Annotated in this window: 16 protein-coding genes and 1 tRNA gene; 14 read left to right on the forward strand and 3 right to left on the reverse strand. The window is 41.3% G+C overall.

Translation table 11 applies throughout. The features are described 5' to 3' along the window. Positions 1-17 precede the first annotated feature (17 nt). The 6 genes from U5907_07320 to U5907_07345 are packed head-to-tail and all read left to right on the forward strand — an operon-like array spanning position 18 to position 6,868. Complete coding sequence (locus tag U5907_07320; protein ID WRQ32388.1) at positions 18-1,640, forward strand: S41 family peptidase; 1,623 nt, start codon at positions 18-20, stop codon at positions 1,638-1,640. Then, positions 1,637-2,314: a phosphoribosyltransferase family protein gene (locus U5907_07325; protein WRQ32389.1), complete on the forward strand. Its 678-nt coding sequence runs from the start codon at positions 1,637-1,639 to the stop codon at positions 2,312-2,314. Before U5907_07320 ends, U5907_07325 begins: the two co-directional genes overlap by 4 nt. A gap of 24 nt (positions 2,315-2,338) precedes the next feature. After that, entirely contained in the window at positions 2,339-3,121 is a 783-nt protein-coding gene (cdaA, locus tag U5907_07330) for a diadenylate cyclase CdaA (GenBank protein ID WRQ32390.1), read from the forward strand. Positions 3,122-3,125: 4 nt separating this feature from the next. Then, complete coding sequence (locus U5907_07335) at positions 3,126-5,630, forward strand: Smr/MutS family protein (protein WRQ32391.1); 2,505 nt, start codon at positions 3,126-3,128, stop codon at positions 5,628-5,630. A gap of 6 nt (positions 5,631-5,636) precedes the next feature. Further along, on the forward strand, positions 5,637-6,053 hold the full coding sequence (locus U5907_07340; protein WRQ32392.1) for a hypothetical protein: 417 nt from the start codon (positions 5,637-5,639) through the stop codon (positions 6,051-6,053). Beyond that, positions 6,053-6,868, forward strand: a complete 816-nt coding sequence (locus tag U5907_07345; protein ID WRQ32393.1) for a histidinol-phosphatase HisJ family protein — start codon at positions 6,053-6,055, stop codon at positions 6,866-6,868. The genes U5907_07340 and U5907_07345 overlap by 1 nt, the downstream gene beginning before the upstream one ends. On the opposite strand, the gene U5907_07350 is transcribed toward U5907_07345, so the two are convergent. Then, the gene (locus tag U5907_07350; protein ID WRQ32394.1) at positions 6,861-7,253 is read right to left on the reverse strand and encodes a hypothetical protein; all 393 of its coding nucleotides are present in this window, start codon (positions 7,251-7,253) and stop codon (positions 6,861-6,863) included. The genes U5907_07345 and U5907_07350 overlap by 8 nt on opposite strands. Before the next feature lie 68 nt (positions 7,254-7,321). Here U5907_07350 and U5907_07355 point away from each other — a divergent pair, with 68 nt between their 5' ends. Both U5907_07355 and U5907_07360 read left to right on the forward strand, forming a co-directional pair. Continuing rightward, on the forward strand, positions 7,322-9,010 hold the full coding sequence (locus U5907_07355; protein WRQ32395.1) for a C69 family dipeptidase: 1,689 nt from the start codon (positions 7,322-7,324) through the stop codon (positions 9,008-9,010). Positions 9,011-9,057: 47 nt separating this feature from the next. Beyond that, a tRNA-Thr gene (locus U5907_07360) sits at positions 9,058-9,130 on the forward strand. On the opposite strand, the gene U5907_07365 is transcribed toward U5907_07360, so the two are convergent. Further along, entirely contained in the window at positions 9,112-11,115 is a 2,004-nt protein-coding gene (locus tag U5907_07365) for a DUF4954 family protein (GenBank protein ID WRQ32396.1), read from the reverse strand. The genes U5907_07360 and U5907_07365 overlap by 19 nt on opposite strands. Positions 11,116-11,162: 47 nt before the next feature. Here U5907_07365 and U5907_07370 point away from each other — a divergent pair, with 47 nt between their 5' ends. From U5907_07370 to ccsA, 6 genes are read left to right on the forward strand one after another with little or no spacing between them, the layout of a single operon-like run. Next, positions 11,163-12,077, forward strand: a complete 915-nt coding sequence (locus U5907_07370; GenBank protein ID WRQ32397.1) for a glutaminase — start codon at positions 11,163-11,165, stop codon at positions 12,075-12,077. A gap of 13 nt (positions 12,078-12,090) precedes the next feature. Further along, positions 12,091-14,697: a prolyl oligopeptidase family serine peptidase gene (locus U5907_07375; protein WRQ32398.1), complete on the forward strand. Its 2,607-nt coding sequence runs from the start codon at positions 12,091-12,093 to the stop codon at positions 14,695-14,697. A gap of 48 nt (positions 14,698-14,745) precedes the next feature. Further along, entirely contained in the window at positions 14,746-15,312 is a 567-nt protein-coding gene (nrfH, locus tag U5907_07380; protein WRQ32399.1) for a cytochrome c nitrite reductase small subunit, read from the forward strand. Positions 15,313-15,322: 10 nt separating this feature from the next. After that, entirely contained in the window at positions 15,323-16,804 is a 1,482-nt protein-coding gene (gene nrfA, locus U5907_07385) for an ammonia-forming cytochrome c nitrite reductase (protein ID WRQ32400.1), read from the forward strand. Further along, the gene (locus tag U5907_07390; protein WRQ32401.1) at positions 16,765-17,895 is read left to right on the forward strand and encodes a cytochrome c biogenesis protein ResB; all 1,131 of its coding nucleotides are present in this window, start codon (positions 16,765-16,767) and stop codon (positions 17,893-17,895) included. The genes nrfA and U5907_07390 overlap by 40 nt, the downstream gene beginning before the upstream one ends. Beyond that, positions 17,892-18,665 carry a cytochrome c biogenesis protein CcsA gene (gene ccsA / locus U5907_07395; protein WRQ32402.1) on the forward strand — a complete coding sequence of 258 codons (774 nt, stop codon included), beginning with the start codon at positions 17,892-17,894 and terminating at the stop codon, positions 18,663-18,665. The genes U5907_07390 and ccsA overlap by 4 nt, the downstream gene beginning before the upstream one ends. 37 nt (positions 18,666-18,702) lie before the next feature. Here ccsA and U5907_07400 read toward each other — a convergent pair whose 3' ends face one another. Next, positions 18,703-20,367 (reverse strand): formate--tetrahydrofolate ligase, encoded by a 1,665-nt coding sequence (locus U5907_07400; GenBank protein ID WRQ34090.1) that lies wholly within the window; start codon positions 20,365-20,367, stop codon positions 18,703-18,705. Positions 20,368-20,477 lie beyond the last annotated feature (110 nt).

A 20,477-nucleotide genomic window follows, 5' to 3' on the forward strand; every position in this document is an offset into this window, starting at 1 on the left:
AGTAACCATTTAACCATATGAAGAGAACCATAAAGACGGCGTTACTCGCCGCAGCAGTACTTTTGACATTTGTCTCTTACGGCCAGTCAAAGGAGTTTAAAACAGGTAAAAGTCTGGATATACAGTTTTCCGTTTTGAGGGAACTATCTCTCTTCTATGTAGATAGTGTTGAGCTGGATAAGCTTGTATTTAAGGGTATTGAATCAATGCTGGAGTCTCTGGATCCCTATACAGTTTACATACCTGAAGAGAATGAAGATGACCTCGAGATGATGACTACCGGGTCGTACGGAGGAATTGGGGCTTTAATTCTTAAAAGAGATAACGGAATAGAGTTGTCAGAAATATATGAAGGGTCGCCTGCACAGAAAGCTGGACTTTTTGCAGGAGATTTGCTTTTAAAAGTAGACACCACCTCTACAATAAATCTTACTACAGAACAATGTTCGTCCAGAATGCGCGGAGTTCCCGGAACTCCTGTGAAGTTTATCGTTAAAAGATTGCGTGGAGGAGCAGAGGAGGAGATAACTGTGTTAAGGGAGCGTATTCACATGCCTGATGTGCCTTACTGGGGTATGATAGCCGATACGGTTGGTTATATACGAATAACAGGATTTACAGTTGATGGCTGGAAAGATGTAAAACGGGCCTTGACAGAGTTAAAAAAAGATCCAAAGCTAAAAAGGCTTGTTCTGGATCTCAGAGGCAATGGTGGTGGATTGCTTGATGAGGCTGTTAATATTGTTTCGCTGTTTGTCCCATCCGGGACCAAGGTGGTATCTGCGTTGGGAAGATTTCAGCAAACAGATGCGGTCTATTTTACCAAAGAGGAGCCGGTAGATCTCAAACTTCCTCTTGTTGTTCTCGTTAACTCAGGTTCGGCATCATCTTCAGAAATTGTAGCCGGTGCACTTCAAGATTTAGACAGAGCAACAATTGTTGGAACAAGAACATTTGGCAAAGGTCTGATTCAATCAATAAGAGATGTAGGGTACAATACCAAACTTAAGATAACAACAGCTAAGTATTACACCCCAAGCGGCAGGTGTGTTCAGGCAATAGACTACAGCAACAGAAATGAAGATGGAAGCGTGGGTTTTGTTCCGGATTCTCTGATAAAACCCTTTAAAACTCGCCTGGGAAGAACAGTTTACGATGGGGGAGGAATAGTCCCTGATGTAAAGATTGACCCAAAGATTTACAGCAGGATTGCCGTTTCTCTTATTTATGGAGATATACTGAGAGACTACTCTGTTGAATTTTTTAAAAAGAATATTTCAATTGCTAAACCTCGTGATTTTTCCCTCTCTGAAGAGGAGTTTGAGGAGTTTGTAAAATATGCAGAGAGCAGGGAGTTTGATCACAGGACAGCATCTGAGGTTGAATTTGATAAAATGATTCAGACAGCGAAGAGAGAGGGCCTGCTCACCAATTATGACGAGGCTCTTAAAGAGTTGGAATCCAGGGTTAAGCTTAACAAAAGGGGCGCTCTGCTTAAAAACAGAGATGAGATAAAGAGCCTGCTTGAAGAGGAGATTTGTACAAGATATTTCTACCAGTGGGGCAGGTTTGAGAAAATGACAATGAGTGATGAACAGTTAAAAAAGGCTGCTTCAGCAGAGTTAATAAAGACGGAGTGAGAGAGATTGCGGATTTGATATTGCCAAGAGTCTGTCCTGTGTGCAGAGAGGTGTTGAGTGGGGTTGAGAGGGAGATATGCATGGACTGTCTTTCGTCACTTCCGCTTACCTATTTTTGGAGTTACAGGAACAATCCGGCAGAGGAGCTTTTCTGGGGTAAAGTCTATTTTCAACGGGCCTGTTCTCTTTTTTTCTATGGGGATGACAGCCCTTACAGAAGGCTTATTCACGAACTCAAATACAACGGAAGATGTGAAATAGGCACACTTCTCGGCTCTATTCTTGGCCGGAGAATGAAGGAGAGTGGACTCTACAGTGATTTGGACCTGGTTACAGCCGTTCCTGTCAGCCCTTTTAAGCAATGGACAAGAGGTTACAATCAGGCCGAGGTAATTGCTAAGGCTATTTCCAAAGAGATGGGAATCAGTTTGATCAGCGGAGCTCTTAAGAAGAGGCTATTTGTCTCTTCTCAAACCACGAAGAACCCACAGGAGAGATGGCGAAATGCATCGGCCTCTTTCAGATTGGCAAGAGAAAAGGAGATCTGCGGACGACATATCCTTTTAGTAGATGATGTGTTAACAACAGGGGCAACACTTGAGGCGTGCGGCACCTCTCTTTTATCCGCTTCAGAATGCAGAGTGAGTGCTGCAACTCTCGCATTTGTTGAATAATATTTTTAAGTTTGTAAACTGGTTATGCTCGATTTTATAAAAATAGGATTTATAGATATTCTGGATATTTTTCTGGTAGGACTCCTTATTTATCAGGCTTATAAGCTGATTAAAGGGACTGCAGCGATGAATATTTTTACCGGGGTTCTGGTATTCTATTTCATATGGATTATTGTTAAAGCCCTTCATATGGATCTTCTGGGCGAGATAATGGGGCAGATTATTGGAGTAGGGGGTATAGCCCTTGTAATTTTATTTCAGCAGGAGATAAGAAGATTTTTGCTTAGAATTGGAACAAGGTATATTGATTCAAGAAAACAGATGCGCCTTGTAAGGGCATTTATGGGTAAACAAAAAAGAGCAATTTCTCTGGAAACGCTTGAAGAGATAACTCTTGCATGTAAACGGATGGCAGAGACCAAGACTGGTGCGCTTATAGTTTTAGCTCACAGCTCTGCACTTGAAGTTGTTGCTGAGACGGGGGACAGAATTGATTCCCTGGTTAACAGAAGGCTTATTGAAACAATCTTTTTTAAAAATACACCTTTGCACGATGGTGCAATGCTGATCTTTGGGGAGAAGATAATTGCAGCAAGATGTACTCTTCCCATTTCAGAGAGCCCTTCAATTCCTGCACATTATGGAATGAGGCACAGGGCTGCGATAGGCATAACAGAACAGAGCGATGCCAGTGTGATTGTTGTCTCCGAACAGAGAGGAGAGATATCCTTTGTAACAAACGGAGAGATTAAGAGTATGAACAGCATCAACGAACTGAGGCTGGCTATTGAAAATTCATATAAATAATTGGATGAACTACCTTTCCAGACTGGAAAATAAACTCGGCTTTGATAAGATCAGAGGGGCCGTGGAGGCAGGATGCTCCACAAATATTGCAAGGTCTATGGCCTCTGATTTTACATTTATGACTGATGAAGAGAGCATCAGAGTGGCAATTGAGGAGACAGATGAGATGAGGGTTATTCAGATGCTTGAGTCTGGATTTCCCAATGATGGCTATGTAGACACAATCGGCTTCCTGAAACAGCTGGAGGCAGAGCAATACTATCTTGATACTCAGTCTATGTTTAGGCTGAGGCAATCACTTGAGGCAACAGGCGCAATTATAAGGTTTTTTAAGGGGACAAAGGAGGCGAGCTATCCATATCTTAAAAAACTTGCTGCCCCTGTGGTGAATTTTCCTGAGGTATCAAGGCGCATAGATGTCATTGTTGATAAATACGGAGAGATTAGGGATGGGGCAAGTCCCGGTCTTATGGCTGTAAGGAGGGAGATTAAAGAGAAAGAGGGTCAGATTTCAAAAAGGATAACTGCAATTTTAAAAAGGGCTCAGGCCGATGGTTTGGCCGATGAGGACTCATCGGTTTCTGTAAGGGATGGCAGGATGCTTATACCTGTTTCAGCAGCCAATAAAAGGAAGATACCTGGTTTTGTAGTGGACGAGTCTTCATCCGGAAAGACTGTCTTTATTGAGCCAATGGAGATAGTAGAGTTAAACAATGTGGTCAAAGAGCTCTATTTTGCAGAACAGAGAGAGATACTTAAAATTCTTGTAGAGTTCTCGGATTTCTTAAGACCTTATGCACCGGATTTAATAATTTCAGCTGAGTTCCTTTCAAAAATTGATTTTATAAGGGCTAAATCCAGGGTTGCTATTTCAATGAGTGCCGGGAAGCCCATTTTAACTGATGAAAGACAGATAAGAATCGTCAGAGGGAGGCATCCTATTTTGGAAAAGGCTCTCTCCAGAGAGGGTAAGGAGATAGTTCCCCTTAATATGGAATTAAGCGGAGAGAAGAGAATTCTTCTTATTTCCGGGCCAAATGCAGGAGGGAAGTCTGTGTGTCTTAAGACTGTGGGGATTTTGCAATATATGTTGCAGTCCGGTATGCTTGTCCCGGCATCTGAAATTTCCGAATTCCCCCTCTTCACTAAAATCTTTATTGATATTGGTGACGAACAGTCTATAGAGAATGATTTAAGTACTTACAGTTCGCATCTTACAAATATGAGAGAGGTTCTTCTGAATGCAGATGAAAAATCTCTTGTTCTTGTTGACGAATTTGGTGCAGGGACAGAACCTACGGCTGGAGGAGCTATTGCGGAGTCAATCCTAAAGGAGCTTGAAGAGAGGGGTTGTTTTGGTGTGATTACTACTCACTACAGTAATTTGAAGTTTTATGCAGGAACAAGCAGGGGAGTTATCAATGGCGGGATGCAATTTGATGTTCAGAATATAAAACCGCTTTTTAAACTAGAGACCGGAGTTCCGGGAAGCTCTTTTGCATTTGAACTGGCAAAGAAAATCGGTCTTCCCCACGAGATTGTAAAGTATGCAGAAGAGAGGGCGGGAGGTGACTTCGTTGATCTGGAGAGGAATCTGAAAAAGATAGCCAGAAACAGAAGGATGCTTGATGAGAAACTGGCAAGAATTAAAAGTACGGATAGGACACTCGAGAGTATTACTGAGAAATACGAAAAAGAGTTGCTTGATATAAAAGCCTTAAGAAAAAATATTCTCACAGAGGCCAGAGAGGAGGCGGAGAGGCTTCTTGCGGAGGCAAATAAAAAAATAGAGGCAACTATAAAGGAGATCAGGGAGAGCCAGGCAGATAAAGAGAAGACGAGATTTATAAGAAAAGATCTTGAGGACTTTGCATCTAAGGCGTTAAGTGATTCCGGAAACGGAAATAACGAACATATAGAGAGAAAGATGGAGCAGCTTAAAAAGCGCAAGGAGAGAAGGGAGGAGCGAAGAGTTAACAGACCCAAAGATCCGGATGCGGCAGCTAATAAGATAGTTGTGCTCGGATCAAAACCTAATGATAAGATAATCTCTGCAGGAGATAAAATTAAATTAAAGGGCAGTGATCTGACAGGTGAGGTGATCAGGATAGAGGGAAGGGATGTTAATGTTGCCATAGGAAATATTATTAGCAAGTTATCCCTGGAGAAGGTAGAGAAGATATCTGCAAAGGAGTTTAAAGAGACAACCAGGGCTGTGTGGAGTATAAGCTCTTCCTCTGCTTCAATATCTGAGAGAAGATTGAATTTTAAACCCACTATTGATGTTAGGGGTCAGAGGGCGGACGAGGCTCTTGAAAATGTTAGCAGATTTGTGGATGATGCCATAATGGTGGGGGTTGGAGAGGTAAAGATATTACACGGTAAAGGGAATGGGATTCTAAAAGAGGAGATTAGAAAATATCTTAAGGTTGTCCCCGGGGTGTTATCAGTGAAAGATGAAGTCCTGGAGCTGGGAGGCTCAGGCATAACAGTTGTCAAATTGGATTAAAGATATATGGAAAAGAAATTTTTTAAACTTGGAGTTGCGATAATTGCTTCCATTTCACTTCTTCAGGCCTGTACTGACTACAAGGAGGATATTAAGGTAAAAACGAACGAGTTTCTTAGTGCATACTTCAACGGAGATTACCAGAGAGCTATGACATTTTGCACAGATTCTCTTGGAGGAGAGATATCGAAGATGTTAAGTGGTTTTGAGGCCCTTGATCCATCAATTCAGGATATGGTAAAACGGCAGGCATCAACTCTTACAACAGAGATTGTATCAGTTGTTAAAAGCGAAAACAGAGACACAATAATGGTTAATTATAAACTTTCTCTTCCATTTTCTCCCCGGGATATTGATAATTCGATATCATTTATAAAAGAGGATAAAGATTGGAAGGTTGCCAGGCTTGGTGCTGATAAATAGTGAACAGATTGAAACTTTTTGATACTCATACACACTCAGAATTCTCTCCTGACGGAAGGATGACTATGGAGGAGGCTGTAGAGTCTTCCCTGGCAAAAGGTCTGGGTGGAATTTCATTTACAGACCATTTTGATGTGGAGGCTCCCGGTGACAACTCTCACTTCTCATTTGACCCTTTAGAGCAACAGGATAAGATTGATAAACTTAAGTCCCGTGAGGGTTTTTTTATTGGCAAAGGTATTGAGCTGGGGCTTCAGCCCAGTGCGATTGAGAGTGCCAGAAAGGCTGTCTCTCTGTTCAAGTTTGATCTTGTTATTGCCTCTGTTCACTTTGTAGATGGAATTGATCCATATCACGATAAATACTACGATTTAAGAAATGAAAAGGTGGCCTACGGGAGATATCTTGAGACCATTTATCAATGTATTACAGGTTATGATGACTTTGATATCCTGGGTCACTTTGACTATATAACAAGATACTCCCCCTATTTGAATAAATCTCTAACAATGAAAGAGTATGGAGATTATTTAGACCCTATTTTAAGGCACCTGGCTTATAGAGGTAAAGCACTTGAGATTAATACCAATACATACAGGGTAAGAAACGGGTCATCTCCTGTGCTGGATAATGCTGTTATCAGGCATTTCAGGCAGATTGGCGGAGAGTTAGTAACTCTTGGGTCAGATGCCCATGACTATCAAAGGGTTGGCGAAGGGCTTGAGGAGGCAGCCAGATTGCTTGTCTCTGAAGGATACAGATATACCGCATATTTTGCAGAGAGGAAGGCTGTGTTAGTCCCGTTAGCTATTTAATTCCATTTCTTTTCTTATAATCTTTCCACCTTCCTGATATCTTAAGGTATCTGATAAACTGCTCTTTATCCAGAATCTTTTCAAAAGCTTCTTCTGTCTTTTGTCCCCATTTTTTCTGTGCGTTAAAATAGGTGTCTCTTGACTGTAGTCCTGCTTTTTTCATCTCCTCAATTTCGTTTGTAAGAGCCTGAAAGTTATATTGAAGTATTGAATCAATATAGAAGAGCTGATGGTCTGCAAGTTTAAGATCTCTTTGAAGTCTGTCTGCCTGTTCTGAGGCCATCTCCAGAGGAGTTTTCTGAGGCTCTTGTCCTAATGCAGAATAATTTGCAAAGAACAGAATTAGTGTTGATAACGACAGAAAAAGGGTGATTTTGCTCTTCATATTGCTAAGAAAATAATATTATCTTTGTAATCAGTGGAAGCGTAAATATAACACAATCATTTGAAAATATGAATAAATCAATCTTAACATCACTAGCTCTGTTAGCCTTTCTCTTAATACCGGGGAGAGGAGAGTCTTGTACTAATCTTTTGATTACCAAAGGAGCATCAAAGGACGGGTCTGTAATGGTAACATACTCTGCAGACTCTCATCAGCTTTATGGAGAACTCTACTTTAAGAAGGCAAATAACTTTGCTCCGGGTACAATGTTGAAAATTTATGAGTGGGATACCGGAAAGTACCTGGGAGAGATTCCGCAGTCAGAGAGAACTTACTATACAGTAGGTAACATGAATGAACACCAGGTTATAATTACAGAGACAACTTTTGGAGGAAGGGAGCTTGATGATCCTCACGGAATTATGGATTACGGTTCATTGATTTATGTAACTCTTCAGAGAGCAAAAAGTGCTCGTGAAGCCATAAAGATTATGACTGATCTTGTAAAGGAGCACGGCTACTACTCTTCCGGAGAATCATTCTCAATTGCGGATAAAAACGAGGTTTGGATTCTTGAGATGATTGGGAAGGGAGTTAAGATGGAAAATGGAAAAAATCTAAATAAAGGTGCTGTATGGGTAGCCGTTAGGATACCGGACGGATATGTATCTGCACATGCGAATCAGGCCAGAATTACAACTTTCCCTTTAAATGATTCTGAAAACTGTGTTTATGCACCGGATGTAATCTCTTTCGCAAAAGAGATGGGATGGTATAAAGGTGCTGATAAAGATTTCAGTTTCTCTGATACCTATGCTCCTCTTGATTTTGGTGCAATGCGCGGTTGTGAGGCCAGAGTCTGGGCAGCATTTAACATTATGGGAAAAGGGATGATTGGTGACAAACCTTATACACATTATCTTGACTATGCAATGGGACATAATGCAAAGAACAGAATGCCCCTTTACATTAAGCCCGCTGAGAAGCTCACGGTTAAAATGGTTGCTGATGTAATGAGAGATCATTATGAGGGAACAGAACTTGATATGACAAAAGATATCGGAGCGGGCGGCCACGCTCTTCCTTATCGCTGGAGGCCAATGGGATTTGAAGTAGATGGTGCCAGATATACAAATGAAAGAGCTATTGCTACACAACAAACAGGGTTCTGGCTGCTTGGACAGGCGCGCAGCTGGCTGCCTGACGAGGTTGGAGGTATCTTCTGGTTTGGCGTTGACGATGCTTCAACATCTGCACTTACTCCTATCTATTCAAGTTCACTGAGAGTCCCTGAGTGCTTCAGAACTGGTAACGGAAATATGACTACATATTCACCTACCTCTGCATTCTGGATATTTAACAGAGTGGCTCAGTTTGCGTATCTTCTTTATGACAGAATTCATCCTGAGGTTAAAAAAGTTGCAGACAAACACGAACTTGACGCAATGGAGCGTACAGCAGCCATTGATGCTGCTGCTATGGAGCTTTACAAACAATCTCCAGAGAAGGCTCGTGAATTTCTGACAGACTACTCTGTAAGAACTGCACAGGATCTTTTTGATAAATGGGTTGCCCTTGATCAGTATCTTCTGGTTAAGTTTATGGATGGCAATGTAAAGAAACAGGATGCAAATGGCTGCTTTATTGATAATGGTAATGGCAAGAATATTCCGGCATCACCATCACAGCCGGGCTATTCCGATATTTGGAAAAGAGCAGTAAAAGAGAGTGCTGGTGAGAGGCTTAAAACGAAGTAAAAAAGAGTCCCTGGAAAAAAACAACCCTCGCCTCAAGCGGGGGTTTTGCTGAACTAGCTCAGTTGGTAGAGCAGCTCATTCGTAATGAGCAGGTCGGGGGTTCAACTCCCCCGTTCAGCTCTGATTTTATTTAGTCTCCCTGTTAACTCCTCTCCAAGTGCTGTTTTGTCATCTATGTGCTGTAAAACTGCCGCAACAAAGGGATTTTTCTCAAAGCCCCCTCTAACCTGTTCAAAGTCCATAAGCCTCTCTTCGTTGTTTCCATCGGCACCAAATCCTGTCATTGCATTTAGAGAGAATTCTTTACGCGCATCTTCGTAAACCATTCTGTCTAATCCAACTACCGCCTCCCTCCAATCAAGGACAATCTCACGGACTTGTTCTGCGGTAATTTCTTCCGGATCAATTTCATAGAACTCTTTGATTTTTGAATGGGCCCATGTCCACTCGTAGTAGTAGTAGTTTGAATGGAGATTCTCTATGAATTCATTTATATCTCTTAATTTACAAATACTCTTGTCCTCAATACCATTCATCAGGTGCTCAATCTCACTTCTGGGAGCGATGAGGCCGGATATATCCACCCATTCGCCAAGTCCAATATTAGTATCGGGTTTTAGCCTTTCACGGATAGATTGTTCATTTGAGAATTCTATGCCCTCAAGCCTTTTGATTATTGAGTTCCCGAGGAATTTCCGGATAGCAATCTCATAATATTTAATACCATTTACCAATGAGCTGTTTTTAATCTTTGTGCTTTTGTAAGAATAGAGGTCTGTTGTCTCTCCGGATACTCTTCTAAGCTCAAGGAGGAGTTCGCGGCCGTTTATCATCTTCTGAATGGTAAAAGGGCTTAAGAGATTGTAATTGATCTGATCAAATTTTACTGGATCTTTTCTTCGGTCTCTTTTAGGCCACTTCTGGGCATCTCTGATAGTCCCGACGCTCCTCAGGTTAACACCCGGAATAAGGTGTGTTGTATTATCCTTCTCGATCAGGTAGGAGAATGGGAGAGATGTAGTGTCGGTGTTGTTAACATGTCTGCCCATAACAAGCGAAAATGCTCCAATTCTGGCTGGCCACAAAATGTAAGAGTCAGAAGTTGTTTTTGCACCCCTCTCAAGGATTCCCTGATGGATTGGGCCGAGTTTGTACATATGGTTACTTTGATTTGATCCCGATCCTGCATTCATAAATGAGAACATACCGGCAATAAGAAGACTGCTTTTATGATGGCTGACAGTATACGGACCAGCAAACACAGAGCAAGCCTCTCCGTTTTCTCCATGGCAATTTGAGAAGAAAAGTGTATCACTTGCCGAATAACCTCTTCCCAATATTGTGCTTTGACCGACAAAACATTTGCTTATTGTGGCTCCGCTATCCAAATGCGCTCCTGAGGAGATTATAAAATCCTCACAACTCACGCCATATCCAATGTAAACAGGATCCTCCATACAACTGTTAATGCTGCCGTTAACAAGGTGTGGAGCCCCCTCTATTGTAGCTCCGTCTCCAATAATAACATTTTTAATGTTCCCGGTATTGCTGATCTTAACCCCTTTACCAATTTTTCCTCTATCTGAAGAGTGCTTTAATGCGTAGTATTTTACAAGCTCCTTCATCCTTTTTATCAATTCAGGTCTGTGTCTGTAAAGGGCCATGATATAAGCAAAGTGTGCGCTTAGCTTGTTGTTTATAGGCACCTCCCTTCCTCCGGTCTCGTTAAGTACAGAGACCTCCACCCCATTTCCAAATGAAGTAAAGCAATCTACAAGAATCCTGTCTGCATTCTCAATTATGCAATCCGGACCAATGTCATAATTTGCAATGTAGTTATGGATATTCTCAACACATGTGTTATTGCCAACGCAAACATTATGGAGTTTAGCGTGGCAAATACCGGATTGAATCTTAACTCCGCCTGGTAATTCAAAGACCGAATCAAACAGGCCAAGCCTTATTTCACCTGAGAACGAAGCGTCCCAAACCCTGTCAGGCCTAAAATCGGGATGGACGAAAATCTTTGCCCAGTCTTGCGAATGGCAGCGTTGCAATTTGAGCTGCCTTATTTCTTGTTCGTTAACTCTTCTGTAGTTTTCCATACTCTAAATTAGATAAAAAATCTTCTATATTTGTAAAAATTAAGAGAATGCAGTACAAAGAAATAATTGAAAGAATTTATAAAGAGCTACAAGATTATACCGGACATGGTAAGGTGGCTGATTATATTCCCGCGCTTTCAAAGGTAATTCCTGATAATTACGGGATATCTGTTGCAACACTTGATGGTGAGAACTTTTCAATAGGCGATGTTGAAAAAAGGTTTACAATTCAGAGTATTTCAAAGGTATTTACACTGGCAATGGTGAGCAGGCATCTGGGTGATAAATTGTGGGAGATTGTAGGAAGAGAGCCATCAGGAACAGCTTTTAACTCTCTTATCCAACTTGAGCAAGAGAGGGGGATTCCAAGAAATCCATTTATTAATGCAGGTGCTCTTGTGATAACAGACAGATTGATTTCTCTCTATAAAAATCCTAAAGATGATATCCTGGAGTTTGTAAGGGAACTTAGCGGTAATGGATATCTCTCCTATAACAAAGAGGTAGCTATCTCTGAGATAGAACATTCACATAGAAACCTTGCTCTTGCAAATTTTGTGAAAAGCTTTGGTAACCTTGTTAATGACCCTGTTAAAGTAATTGATACATATTGCCACCATTGTTCTCTAAGTATGAATACAAATGAATTGGCAACATCTTTTCTGTTTCTGGCAAACGGAGGTATTATACCATCTTCAGAGCAGAGAGTTTGCGGGGCAAGAAGTGCAAAAAGATTAAATGCATTAATGTTAACTTGTGGTCTGTACAATGAATCAGGGGACTTTGCCTACCGGGTGGGACTTCCGGGCAAAAGCGGTGTTGGCGGAGGGGTTGTTGCAGTTATTCCCGGCAAACTTTCTATTGCAGTATGGAGTCCGGAACTTAACAAAAATGGTAATTCATACAGAGGGATTGAGACCCTTGAGAGATTTACAACATATCTTGGAATATCTGTATTTTAGAAATTTAATTATTATGAAACGATACTTACACTCTTTTGCAATTTTTTTACTGGCTCTGTTTTTTACGAATTTTGCACATGCCCAGCTTAAAAAGCAGCTAACTGTTGATGATATTGTGAAATGGAACAGAATATCAGATAAGAAGATATCTGATGACGGCAGATATGTTTTTGTATTAACAGAGCCCTGGAAAGGAACATCTAGTGCAAATCTTCTTGACAACAGAGGAAATTCTCTCTTCTCCGCAGACTCCGTAAGATCTGCTGACTTTACATCAGGGGGTGAGTTCCTTATACTTAACAGAGCCGGAAAAAAGGCAGAATCTTTGATTTTATTCAATATCAAAAATGGGACAAAAGAGATAATAGATTCTATCTCAAAATTCTCAATAATGAAAGATTGGGGTCCATGGCTTTTGTTTACAAAAAAGGACTCAACACTCATATCTTTAAATCTCGCAAACAATAATAGGGCTGAGTTTGGGAAAGTGAAAGAGTGGACACCCGCTGAAAAATCGACAATAATACTGGCAGTTCAGGGAGATAGTATTTTGGTTATCAATCCCTCTGCAAATACAAAGATTGTAGCAGGGAGCGCTAAAAACACAAAGAGACTTGCATTGTCAAAAGATGGTGACTACTTTGCCTGGCTTAGTAAGGGTGAAATTACAATCCAGTCTCAAAGTGGAGTAATCAAAAAAATTTCAAGCGGAGAATCTTCTCTGCCACAGGGGTGGAGAGTGCCGGATAATTCGCAGCTATACTTTTCTGAGAGTGGCGCTAAGCTCTATTTTGGAACTGCACCGGCAGAGAGAAAAAGAGATAGTTCTGCCGTAAAAGGTGAATGGCCAGGAGTGCAGGTCTGGAATTGGAAAGAGGGAACTCAGTTTACTGCTCAGGTAGTTGAAAAAGAGAGAGAAAAAAAGAGAACATTTCTTGCAGTTTACGATATAAAATCATCCTCTCTGGTCCAACTGTCTACTCCTTCTAATGAAAGGGTTGTAACATCAGACAAAGGCGACGGAGAGTGGGCTCTCTCTTTATCAGACAATAAATACAGACTTGAAGAGATGTGGACAGGAAGGAGTAAATATGATGTCCATATTATTAATACTGTTTCGGACAGGTCTGTTCCTGTTGCAAGAGAGGTTAACGGAAACCCGATGATTTCGCCAAAAGGTAACTGGGTAATATGGTACAGTTTCCCGGATAGCTCCTGGTATGCCTGGTCAGTGAAATCAATGACCGGACAATTTATTACCACTCCTTCTCTGCTTCCTGTTCACGATGAAGACAATGATGTTCCCGACTGGCCTTCTGCTTACGGAGTTGCGGGATGGAATGAGGATGAAAGTGCTTTGTATTTATACGATAAATATGATATTTGGCGTGTTGATCCTCTTTCATTAGGCAAACCTTTGAGGATTACAGAGAATGGAAGGGAGTCAGGGATAACTTACAGAGTAGAGAAGACAGAGAGTACTAGAGATTTCATTGATGAGAAGGGGGATCTTATATTATCTGTTTTTGATAATAAAACTAAAGAGAGTGGATACTCGAAAATTGCCCCTGGTTTTAAAAAGGGACCTCAATTATTAGTAAAAGGCCCTTTCAGTTTCTCCGGTCTGTTAAAGGCTAAGAACTCCAAAGATATTATATATACCAGGGAGAATTATGAGACCTCTCCTGATGTTTATTTAACAGATATCTCATTTAAAAAAGAGCAAAAAATAACAAACATTAATCCTCAGCAAAATGATTTTCTCTGGGGAAGGGCAGAATTGGTAAGCTGGACATCTCTTGACGGGATAAAACTTGAGGGTGTTGTATATAAGCCTGCAGACTTTGACCCAAATAAAAAATATCCTCTTATTGTTAATTTTTACGAAAAAAACTCATCCTCTCTTTACAGTTACAGAACTCCGGAGGCTCACAGATCTACTGTTGATTACCATATGTATAACAGTCATGGATATGTGGTATTCAATCCCGATATTGTTTACAGAGACGGCTATCCCGGAGAGAGTGGATTTAATTGTATAATGCCGGGAATCTCTTCATTAGTCCAGCAAGGATGGGTAGAGGAAAAGGCAATTGGAGCTCAGGGACATAGCTGGGGAGGTTATCAGGTTGCATATCTGGCTACAAGAACAAGCATTTTTGCTGCTATTGAGAGCGGTGCCCCGGTAGTTAATATGTTTAGTGCTTATGGAGGAATCAGGTGGGGTACAGGGTTAAACAGATCTTTTCAGTACGAGCATCAGCAAAGCAGAATCGGAGCAACTCCATGGGAGGCTCATCAGAGGTACATTGAGAATTCTCCGCTATTTGCTATGGATAAGGTTACAACACCAATCCTGATTATGCATAATGATCAGGATGGGCATGTTCCGTGGTACCAGGGTATTGAATATTTCGTGGCACTAAAAAGATTACAAAAACCTGTATGGCTTCTGAACTATTCAGGAGAGGTTCACTGGCCCCAGAAGATTCAGAATAAAATGGATTTCCAGATAAGAATGCTTCAGTTTTTTGACCACTATCTTCGGGGGAAGGATGCCCCTAAGTGGATGAAGGATGGTATCTCTGCAATTGACTTGGATTATGAACTTGGGTATTGATTAATAGCAAATAATTTTTATCTTTGTTAAAGATCAAAAGAGTAAGTTATGGAAGTTCATTTTCCCAAAAAACTTGTTCTCCCACTTATCATCCTTCTGGGTGCAGTAATTGGTGTATTTTTCTATCTCCTCTATGTTGCCAGGATGCCATCCTATCTCTCTGACGACCCGTCGGCCTGCGTAAACTGTCATATAATGGCTCCGTACTATCAGAGTTGGCAAAAGAGTTCTCACCAGGCCTGGACAACCTGCAACGAGTGTCATGTTCCTCAGGACAACTTTGTCAGGGGTTATGCATTTAAAGCAAAGGACGGACTATATCACGCTGCAGTTTTTACAGCGAGAATGGAGCCTCAGGTGATAAGACCTCGCGACGAGAGTTATGGCGTAATAATGGAGAACTGTATAAGATGCCATACTCAGCTTAATCAGGAGTTTGTAAATACAGGTATGCTAAGTTATGCCGATACTCAGAAGGGTATGGGAAAGGCTTGCTGGGACTGTCACCGGGAGGTTCCTCACGGACGCATATCAAACCTTGCAATGAGTCCAAATGCAATTGTTCCTCTTCCTGAATCTCCTGTTCCTCAATGGTTAAAAGACATAATGAAATAAAGCCTATAATATGAAATTCTATGAAAAACACAAAGGAATCCTGTTGTGGATCCTTTTCGGAGGTACGATAGTAGTCGTATTTCTGCTTGGTTTGCTGGCTGCCTCTGTAAATGAGAGGAGGGCAGAGATTGCAACCCTTTTTGCTAATAAGAGAGTTGAGATTACAGGTATTGAGTCCAGAAGTTCAATCTGGGGAGAGAACTATCCTAGGGAGTACGAAACCTGGAAAAAAACAGCCGATTCTACTTTTGAGAGCAAACATCATGGTAATCATTTTCAGGATGTTCTGGAAGAGAGACCTGAGATGGTTGTGCTGTGGGCCGGTTATGCTTTTTCAATGGATTATTCAGCACCCAGAGGGCACTCAAACGCAATAAAGGATATTCATAATACCCTGAGAACAGGTTCTCCAATGACAGCTGATGAGGGCCCTCAGCCGGCTACCTGCTGGAGCTGTAAAAGTCCTGATGTGCCAAGAATGATGGCAGAAGTGGGCATTGAGGAGTTTTACAAGAACAAGTGGGCCGCTTATGGACACGAGGTTGTAAATCCTATTGGATGTGCAGATTGTCATAACCCTCAGAATATGAATATCAATATCTCCCGTCCTGCTCTTGCTGAGGCATTTGAAAGACAGGGGAAAGATATATCAAAGTCAACAATACAGGATCTTCGCTCTCTCGCTTGCGCTCAATGTCATGTTGAGTATTATTTCAAGGGAGATGGCAAATATCTTACATTCCCCTGGGATAAAGGTATGACAGTTGAGGCAATGGAGGAGTATTATGATGAATATGGATTCACGGACTGGACTCATAAACTCAGCAAAGCTCCTATGCTTAAAGCTCAGCACCCGGATTACGAATTATTCCAGCTGGGACCACACGCTCAGAGGGGACTCTCTTGTGCAGACTGCCATATGCCATACAAGACAGATGGAGCGATAAAGTATAGTGACCACCAGCTTGTATCGCCTCTTATGAATATTGATCGTACATGCCAGAGCTGTCACAGAGACAGTAAGGAGAATCTGATGAAGTATGTGTATGAATATCAGGACAAGGCACTGGAAATACGAAACAGGGTTGAGGCAGAGCTTTCAAAAGCTCATATTGGAGCTAAATATGCATGGGATAATGGTGCAAACGAGAAGCAGATGGAGCCGGTGCTTAAACTTCTAAGATCTGCACAATGGAGGTGGGATTTTGCTGTAGCATCACACGGAGCATCCTTCCATGCACCTGTTGAAACACAGAGAATCCTTGCACACTCTCTTGATAAGAGCTATCAGGCTCAGCTAGAGATACAAAAGGTGCTTTCGGCTATTGGTGTAAAAGGAGAGTTCCCTATGCCGGACATCTCAACCAAGGCAAAAGCACAGGAGTATATCGGCCTTGATATGAAGACACTCCACGCAAATAAAGATAAATTCAAATCTGAAATTATTCCTCAATGGGTAGCCAAAGCAAAGGAAAACAAGAGACTTCTCTAGTTGAAATAATTATAATATCTGCCGTGACAATTGCAGGGTTCGCCCTGCAATTTGTCATTGGTCCCCTTGATTTTGGGATTCTCTCTTTTCCTGTAAATCTTGTATTGGGAATATTACTTCTTCTGCTGATACCTTTTAAGTTTCCCAAACCAATTCGAAAGTTTGGCTCGGGAAAGGTATCTGTTATCCTCCTGGTCCTGGTTACTTTAATGGCTATCTATATGGGTCTGGTACCGGGGAATGATGTTAAGCACTCGTGGCCGTTTGCATTAGTATACCTGATGTGTATGATAAATCTTGCTCTTGCCATTGGTAAAAGAGTAAGGAGATTCAGTATTAAAAAGGATTATGGTTTTATGCTAAACCACGTGGGGTTGCTTTTATTTCTTTTTGCCGCAGGGCCGGGTTCAGGAGATATGCAGCGGTGGTTTATGACAGTTGCCGAGGGTAGTACTGAGTGGAGAGGAGAGAGAGGTGGAGTTAAGGAGCCTGTTGAGCTACCGGTTGCAATAACTCTGCTTGATTTTAGTATGTCTGAATATCCACCTAAGATAGCTATTGTTGATAAAACAACAGGGGAATCTCAGCCGGTTAAAAGAGCTGTTTTTGTTGAGGCTGTGGAGGGCGAATCAGGGATAATTTCAGGATGGAGGATTAATATTGACACGTTTAAGTATCCTCCTATGATGGCTCCTGTTGCTTCAATTACTGCAGAGAGAGTCTCTGATGGCAGGGTACTTAAAGGAAAAGTAAGTTGCGGTAACCATTTTCAGCAATTTATCATACTTGATATAGATGAGAGATACTGTTTTGCAATGACCTATCCTGAACCTGAAAAATTCTCTTCTCAGGTAGAGGTTTTTACAAAGGATGGAAAGGAGAAAAGTGGTGTTATAGAGGTTAATAATCCCCTTTCAATTGGTGGATGGAATATATACCAATACTCTTATGATACCGGTAAAGGGAGAGATTCAAATATTTCAATTTTTGAACTGGTATACGATCCCTGGCTCATAGCCTCCTATATTGGTATTGCTATGGTTATGCTGGGTTCTGTTACCCTTTTATTCAAGGGAGGAAAAAGAGAATGAGCTGGAATGAATTTATATATTTTGCGATAGGTTCTCTTGTTCTATGGACATTGGGGACAGTTGCTATTTACAGATTTAAGAGAAGCTTGTACGGAGAGCTTCTGATTGTTGGCGGTCTTGTGCTTTTTTCACTCTTTATTGCCCTCTTATGGAACTATGTTAATCATCCTCCTTTAAGAACAATGGGAGAAACCAGATTGTGGTATTCACTCTTCCTTGTTCTTGTTGGCTATGTTACATATAAGAGGTGGCATTACAAGTGGCTTATGGCATACAGCGTATTTGTTTCAGCTGTTTTTATTTTTGTAAATCTCTTAAAACCTGAAATACACGGAACAAATCTGATGCCTGCTCTTCAGAGTCTCTGGTTTGTACCCCATGTGACTGTGTATATTCTCTCCTATGCAATGATGGGTGCTGCTACAATCGCATCAATAATAACCTTGAGTTCCGGAAGTAAAAGGGAGAAAGAGTTGCTCCCATTAATAGATAATCTTGTTTATATAGGCTTTGGCTTTCTTGTGCTTGGTATGCTTATGGGAGCTGTCTGGGCAAAGGAGGCATGGGGTGACTACTGGACCTGGGATCCTAAAGAGGTTTGGGCATTCATAACAGCATCGGCCTATCTGGTCTACATGCACGCACATTATGCAAAAATATCCAGAAGAGATGCCCTCTGGATACTTCCTGTTGCTTTTATTCTGCTTATGATAACCTGGCTTGGTGTAAGCTATCTCCCTGCAGCACAGGGGAGTATTCATACTTATTAAGGGGCTGTAAGGTGAGCAGCCCCATTGGTGCAGAGCTTTAAAATAACCCGGTTATATTGCCGTCATTATCAATATCGATGCGAATAGATGACGGCTCTTCAGGAAGTCCCGGCATTCTCATTATTTCACCTGTGATAGGTACAAGAAAGCCAGCTCCTGCCGCAATCTCTATCTCTCTAACAGTGACAACAAAGTCTTTAGGCCTTCCTAGTAGCTCAGGGTTGTCAGAGAGTGATTTCTGAGTCTTTGCCATACATATAGCAAGATCATTGAGTCCCAGCCTGTCAATCTTTGCTAGGTTTGCTTTTGCTTTTGCAGTATAGTCAACAGCCTCTGCCCCGTATATCTTTTTGGCAATAGTCTCAATTTTTTTCTCTACGCTCTCTTTTAAAGGATATAGTGGAAGGAAGTTAGGGCAGCAATCTTCGGCAGCATCAACTACCATTTTTGCAAGCTCCTCTGCTCCGGCACCACCTTTTGCCCAAACATCAATAATTGAAACAGGGATTTTTCTTTCTATACAGTAATTCTTGATAAAATCAAGCTCCTCCTGGGTGTCTGTGACAAATCTGTTGATTGCTACAACCGGTGCCAGGCTGAATAACTTTATGTTTTCAACGTGTTTTTGTAGATTCTCAATCCCTTTTGCCAAAGCAGCTACATCAGGATCTTTAATCTCCTTAAGAGGTTTCCCTCCGTGATATTTAAGAGCCCTTACTGTTGCAACCAAAACAGCAGCATTTGGAGATAACTTTGCAGAGCGGCATTTTATATCCAGGAACTTCTCTGCACCAAGGTCAAACCCAAAGCCAGCCTCCGTTACAGTGTAGTCAGTAAGAGACATAGCAGTTTGAGTTGCAATCACAGAATTTGTACCCTGAGCGATGTTTGCAAAAGGTCCTCCGTGAATTATCGCAGGAGTGCCCTCTATTGTCTGTACAAGATTTGGTTTAATTGCATCTTTAAGAAGTGCTGCCATTGCTCCGTTTGCCTTAAGATCTCTTGCATAAACAGGCTTTTTGTCAAAAGTGAAGCCAATAAAGATATTGCCAAGCCTCTCTTTCAGATCCTCCCTGTCTTTTGCAAGACAAAGTATAGCCATTACTTCAGATGCCGCTGTGATATCAAACCCGGTCTCTCTTGGAATTCCATTTCCGGTTCCCCCCAATCCAACAACTATATCTCTCAAAGCTCTGTCATTCATGTCCATAACCCTTTTCCATGATATAGTTCTTGGGTCAAGGTTAAGGTTATTGTTTTTACTTTGAATATTGTTGTCAATAAGAGCAGAGAGAAGATTGTGAGCCTTCTCAATAGCGGCAAAGTCTCCGGTAAAGTGGAGATTAATATCTTCCATAGGAAGTACCTGAGAGTATCCTCCTCCTGTTGCTCCCCCTTTTATACCAAACACAGGGCCAAGAGAGGGCTCTCGTAATACAACAGTAGATTTTTTACCAATCCTGTTCAGCGCTTGGGAGAGGCCTATTGAAACAGTTGTCTTACCCTCTCCTGCCGGAGTGGGAGAGATGGCGGATACAAGAATCAGTTTGCCGAATTTGTTCCTGTCAATATATTTTAAAGGCAATTTTGCCTTATACTTGCCATAAAGCTCTAGGTCATCGGCATCTATTCCAAGCTTGGCAGCTATTTCTCCAATAGGTTTTAACTTGATTGTGCGTGCAACTTCCTGATCAGTCATAATTGTAAATATTTGTAATTAAATACATAAGTTTTATATACTAACAAATATAATTTATTAAAGTTTCCTTTCAAAACGATATTTTTTTATCTTCGTGAACGAAGCCTTTTTTA

The sequence above is a fragment of the Bacteroidales bacterium MB20-C3-3 genome (assembly GCA_035609245.1).
In the GTDB taxonomy this organism is placed as follows: domain Bacteria; phylum Bacteroidota; class Bacteroidia; order Bacteroidales; family UBA932; genus Bact-08.

Coding starts and splice junctions, on each gene's coding strand:
- nrfA (WRQ32400.1), top strand. CDS start 15,323: ATGAAATTCTATGAAAAACACAAAGGAATCCTGTTGTGGATCCTTTTC.
- ccsA (WRQ32402.1), top strand. CDS start 17,892: ATGAGCTGGAATGAATTTATATATTTTGCGATAGGTTCTCTTGTTCTA.
- U5907_07370 (WRQ32397.1), top strand. CDS start 11,163: ATGCAGTACAAAGAAATAATTGAAAGAATTTATAAAGAGCTACAAGAT.
- U5907_07365 (WRQ32396.1), bottom strand. CDS start 11,115: ATGGAAAACTACAGAAGAGTTAACGAACAAGAAATAAGGCAGCTCAAA.
- U5907_07355 (WRQ32395.1), top strand. CDS start 7,322: ATGAATAAATCAATCTTAACATCACTAGCTCTGTTAGCCTTTCTCTTA.
- U5907_07340 (WRQ32392.1), top strand. CDS start 5,637: ATGGAAAAGAAATTTTTTAAACTTGGAGTTGCGATAATTGCTTCCATT.
- cdaA (WRQ32390.1), top strand. CDS start 2,339: ATGCTCGATTTTATAAAAATAGGATTTATAGATATTCTGGATATTTTT.
- U5907_07375 (WRQ32398.1), top strand. CDS start 12,091: ATGAAACGATACTTACACTCTTTTGCAATTTTTTTACTGGCTCTGTTT.
- U5907_07390 (WRQ32401.1), top strand. CDS start 16,765: ATGGGTAGCCAAAGCAAAGGAAAACAAGAGACTTCTCTAGTTGAAATA.
- U5907_07335 (WRQ32391.1), top strand. CDS start 3,126: ATGAACTACCTTTCCAGACTGGAAAATAAACTCGGCTTTGATAAGATC.
- U5907_07320 (WRQ32388.1), top strand. CDS start 18: ATGAAGAGAACCATAAAGACGGCGTTACTCGCCGCAGCAGTACTTTTG.
- nrfH (WRQ32399.1), top strand. CDS start 14,746: ATGGAAGTTCATTTTCCCAAAAAACTTGTTCTCCCACTTATCATCCTT.
- U5907_07350 (WRQ32394.1), bottom strand. CDS start 7,253: ATGAAGAGCAAAATCACCCTTTTTCTGTCGTTATCAACACTAATTCTG.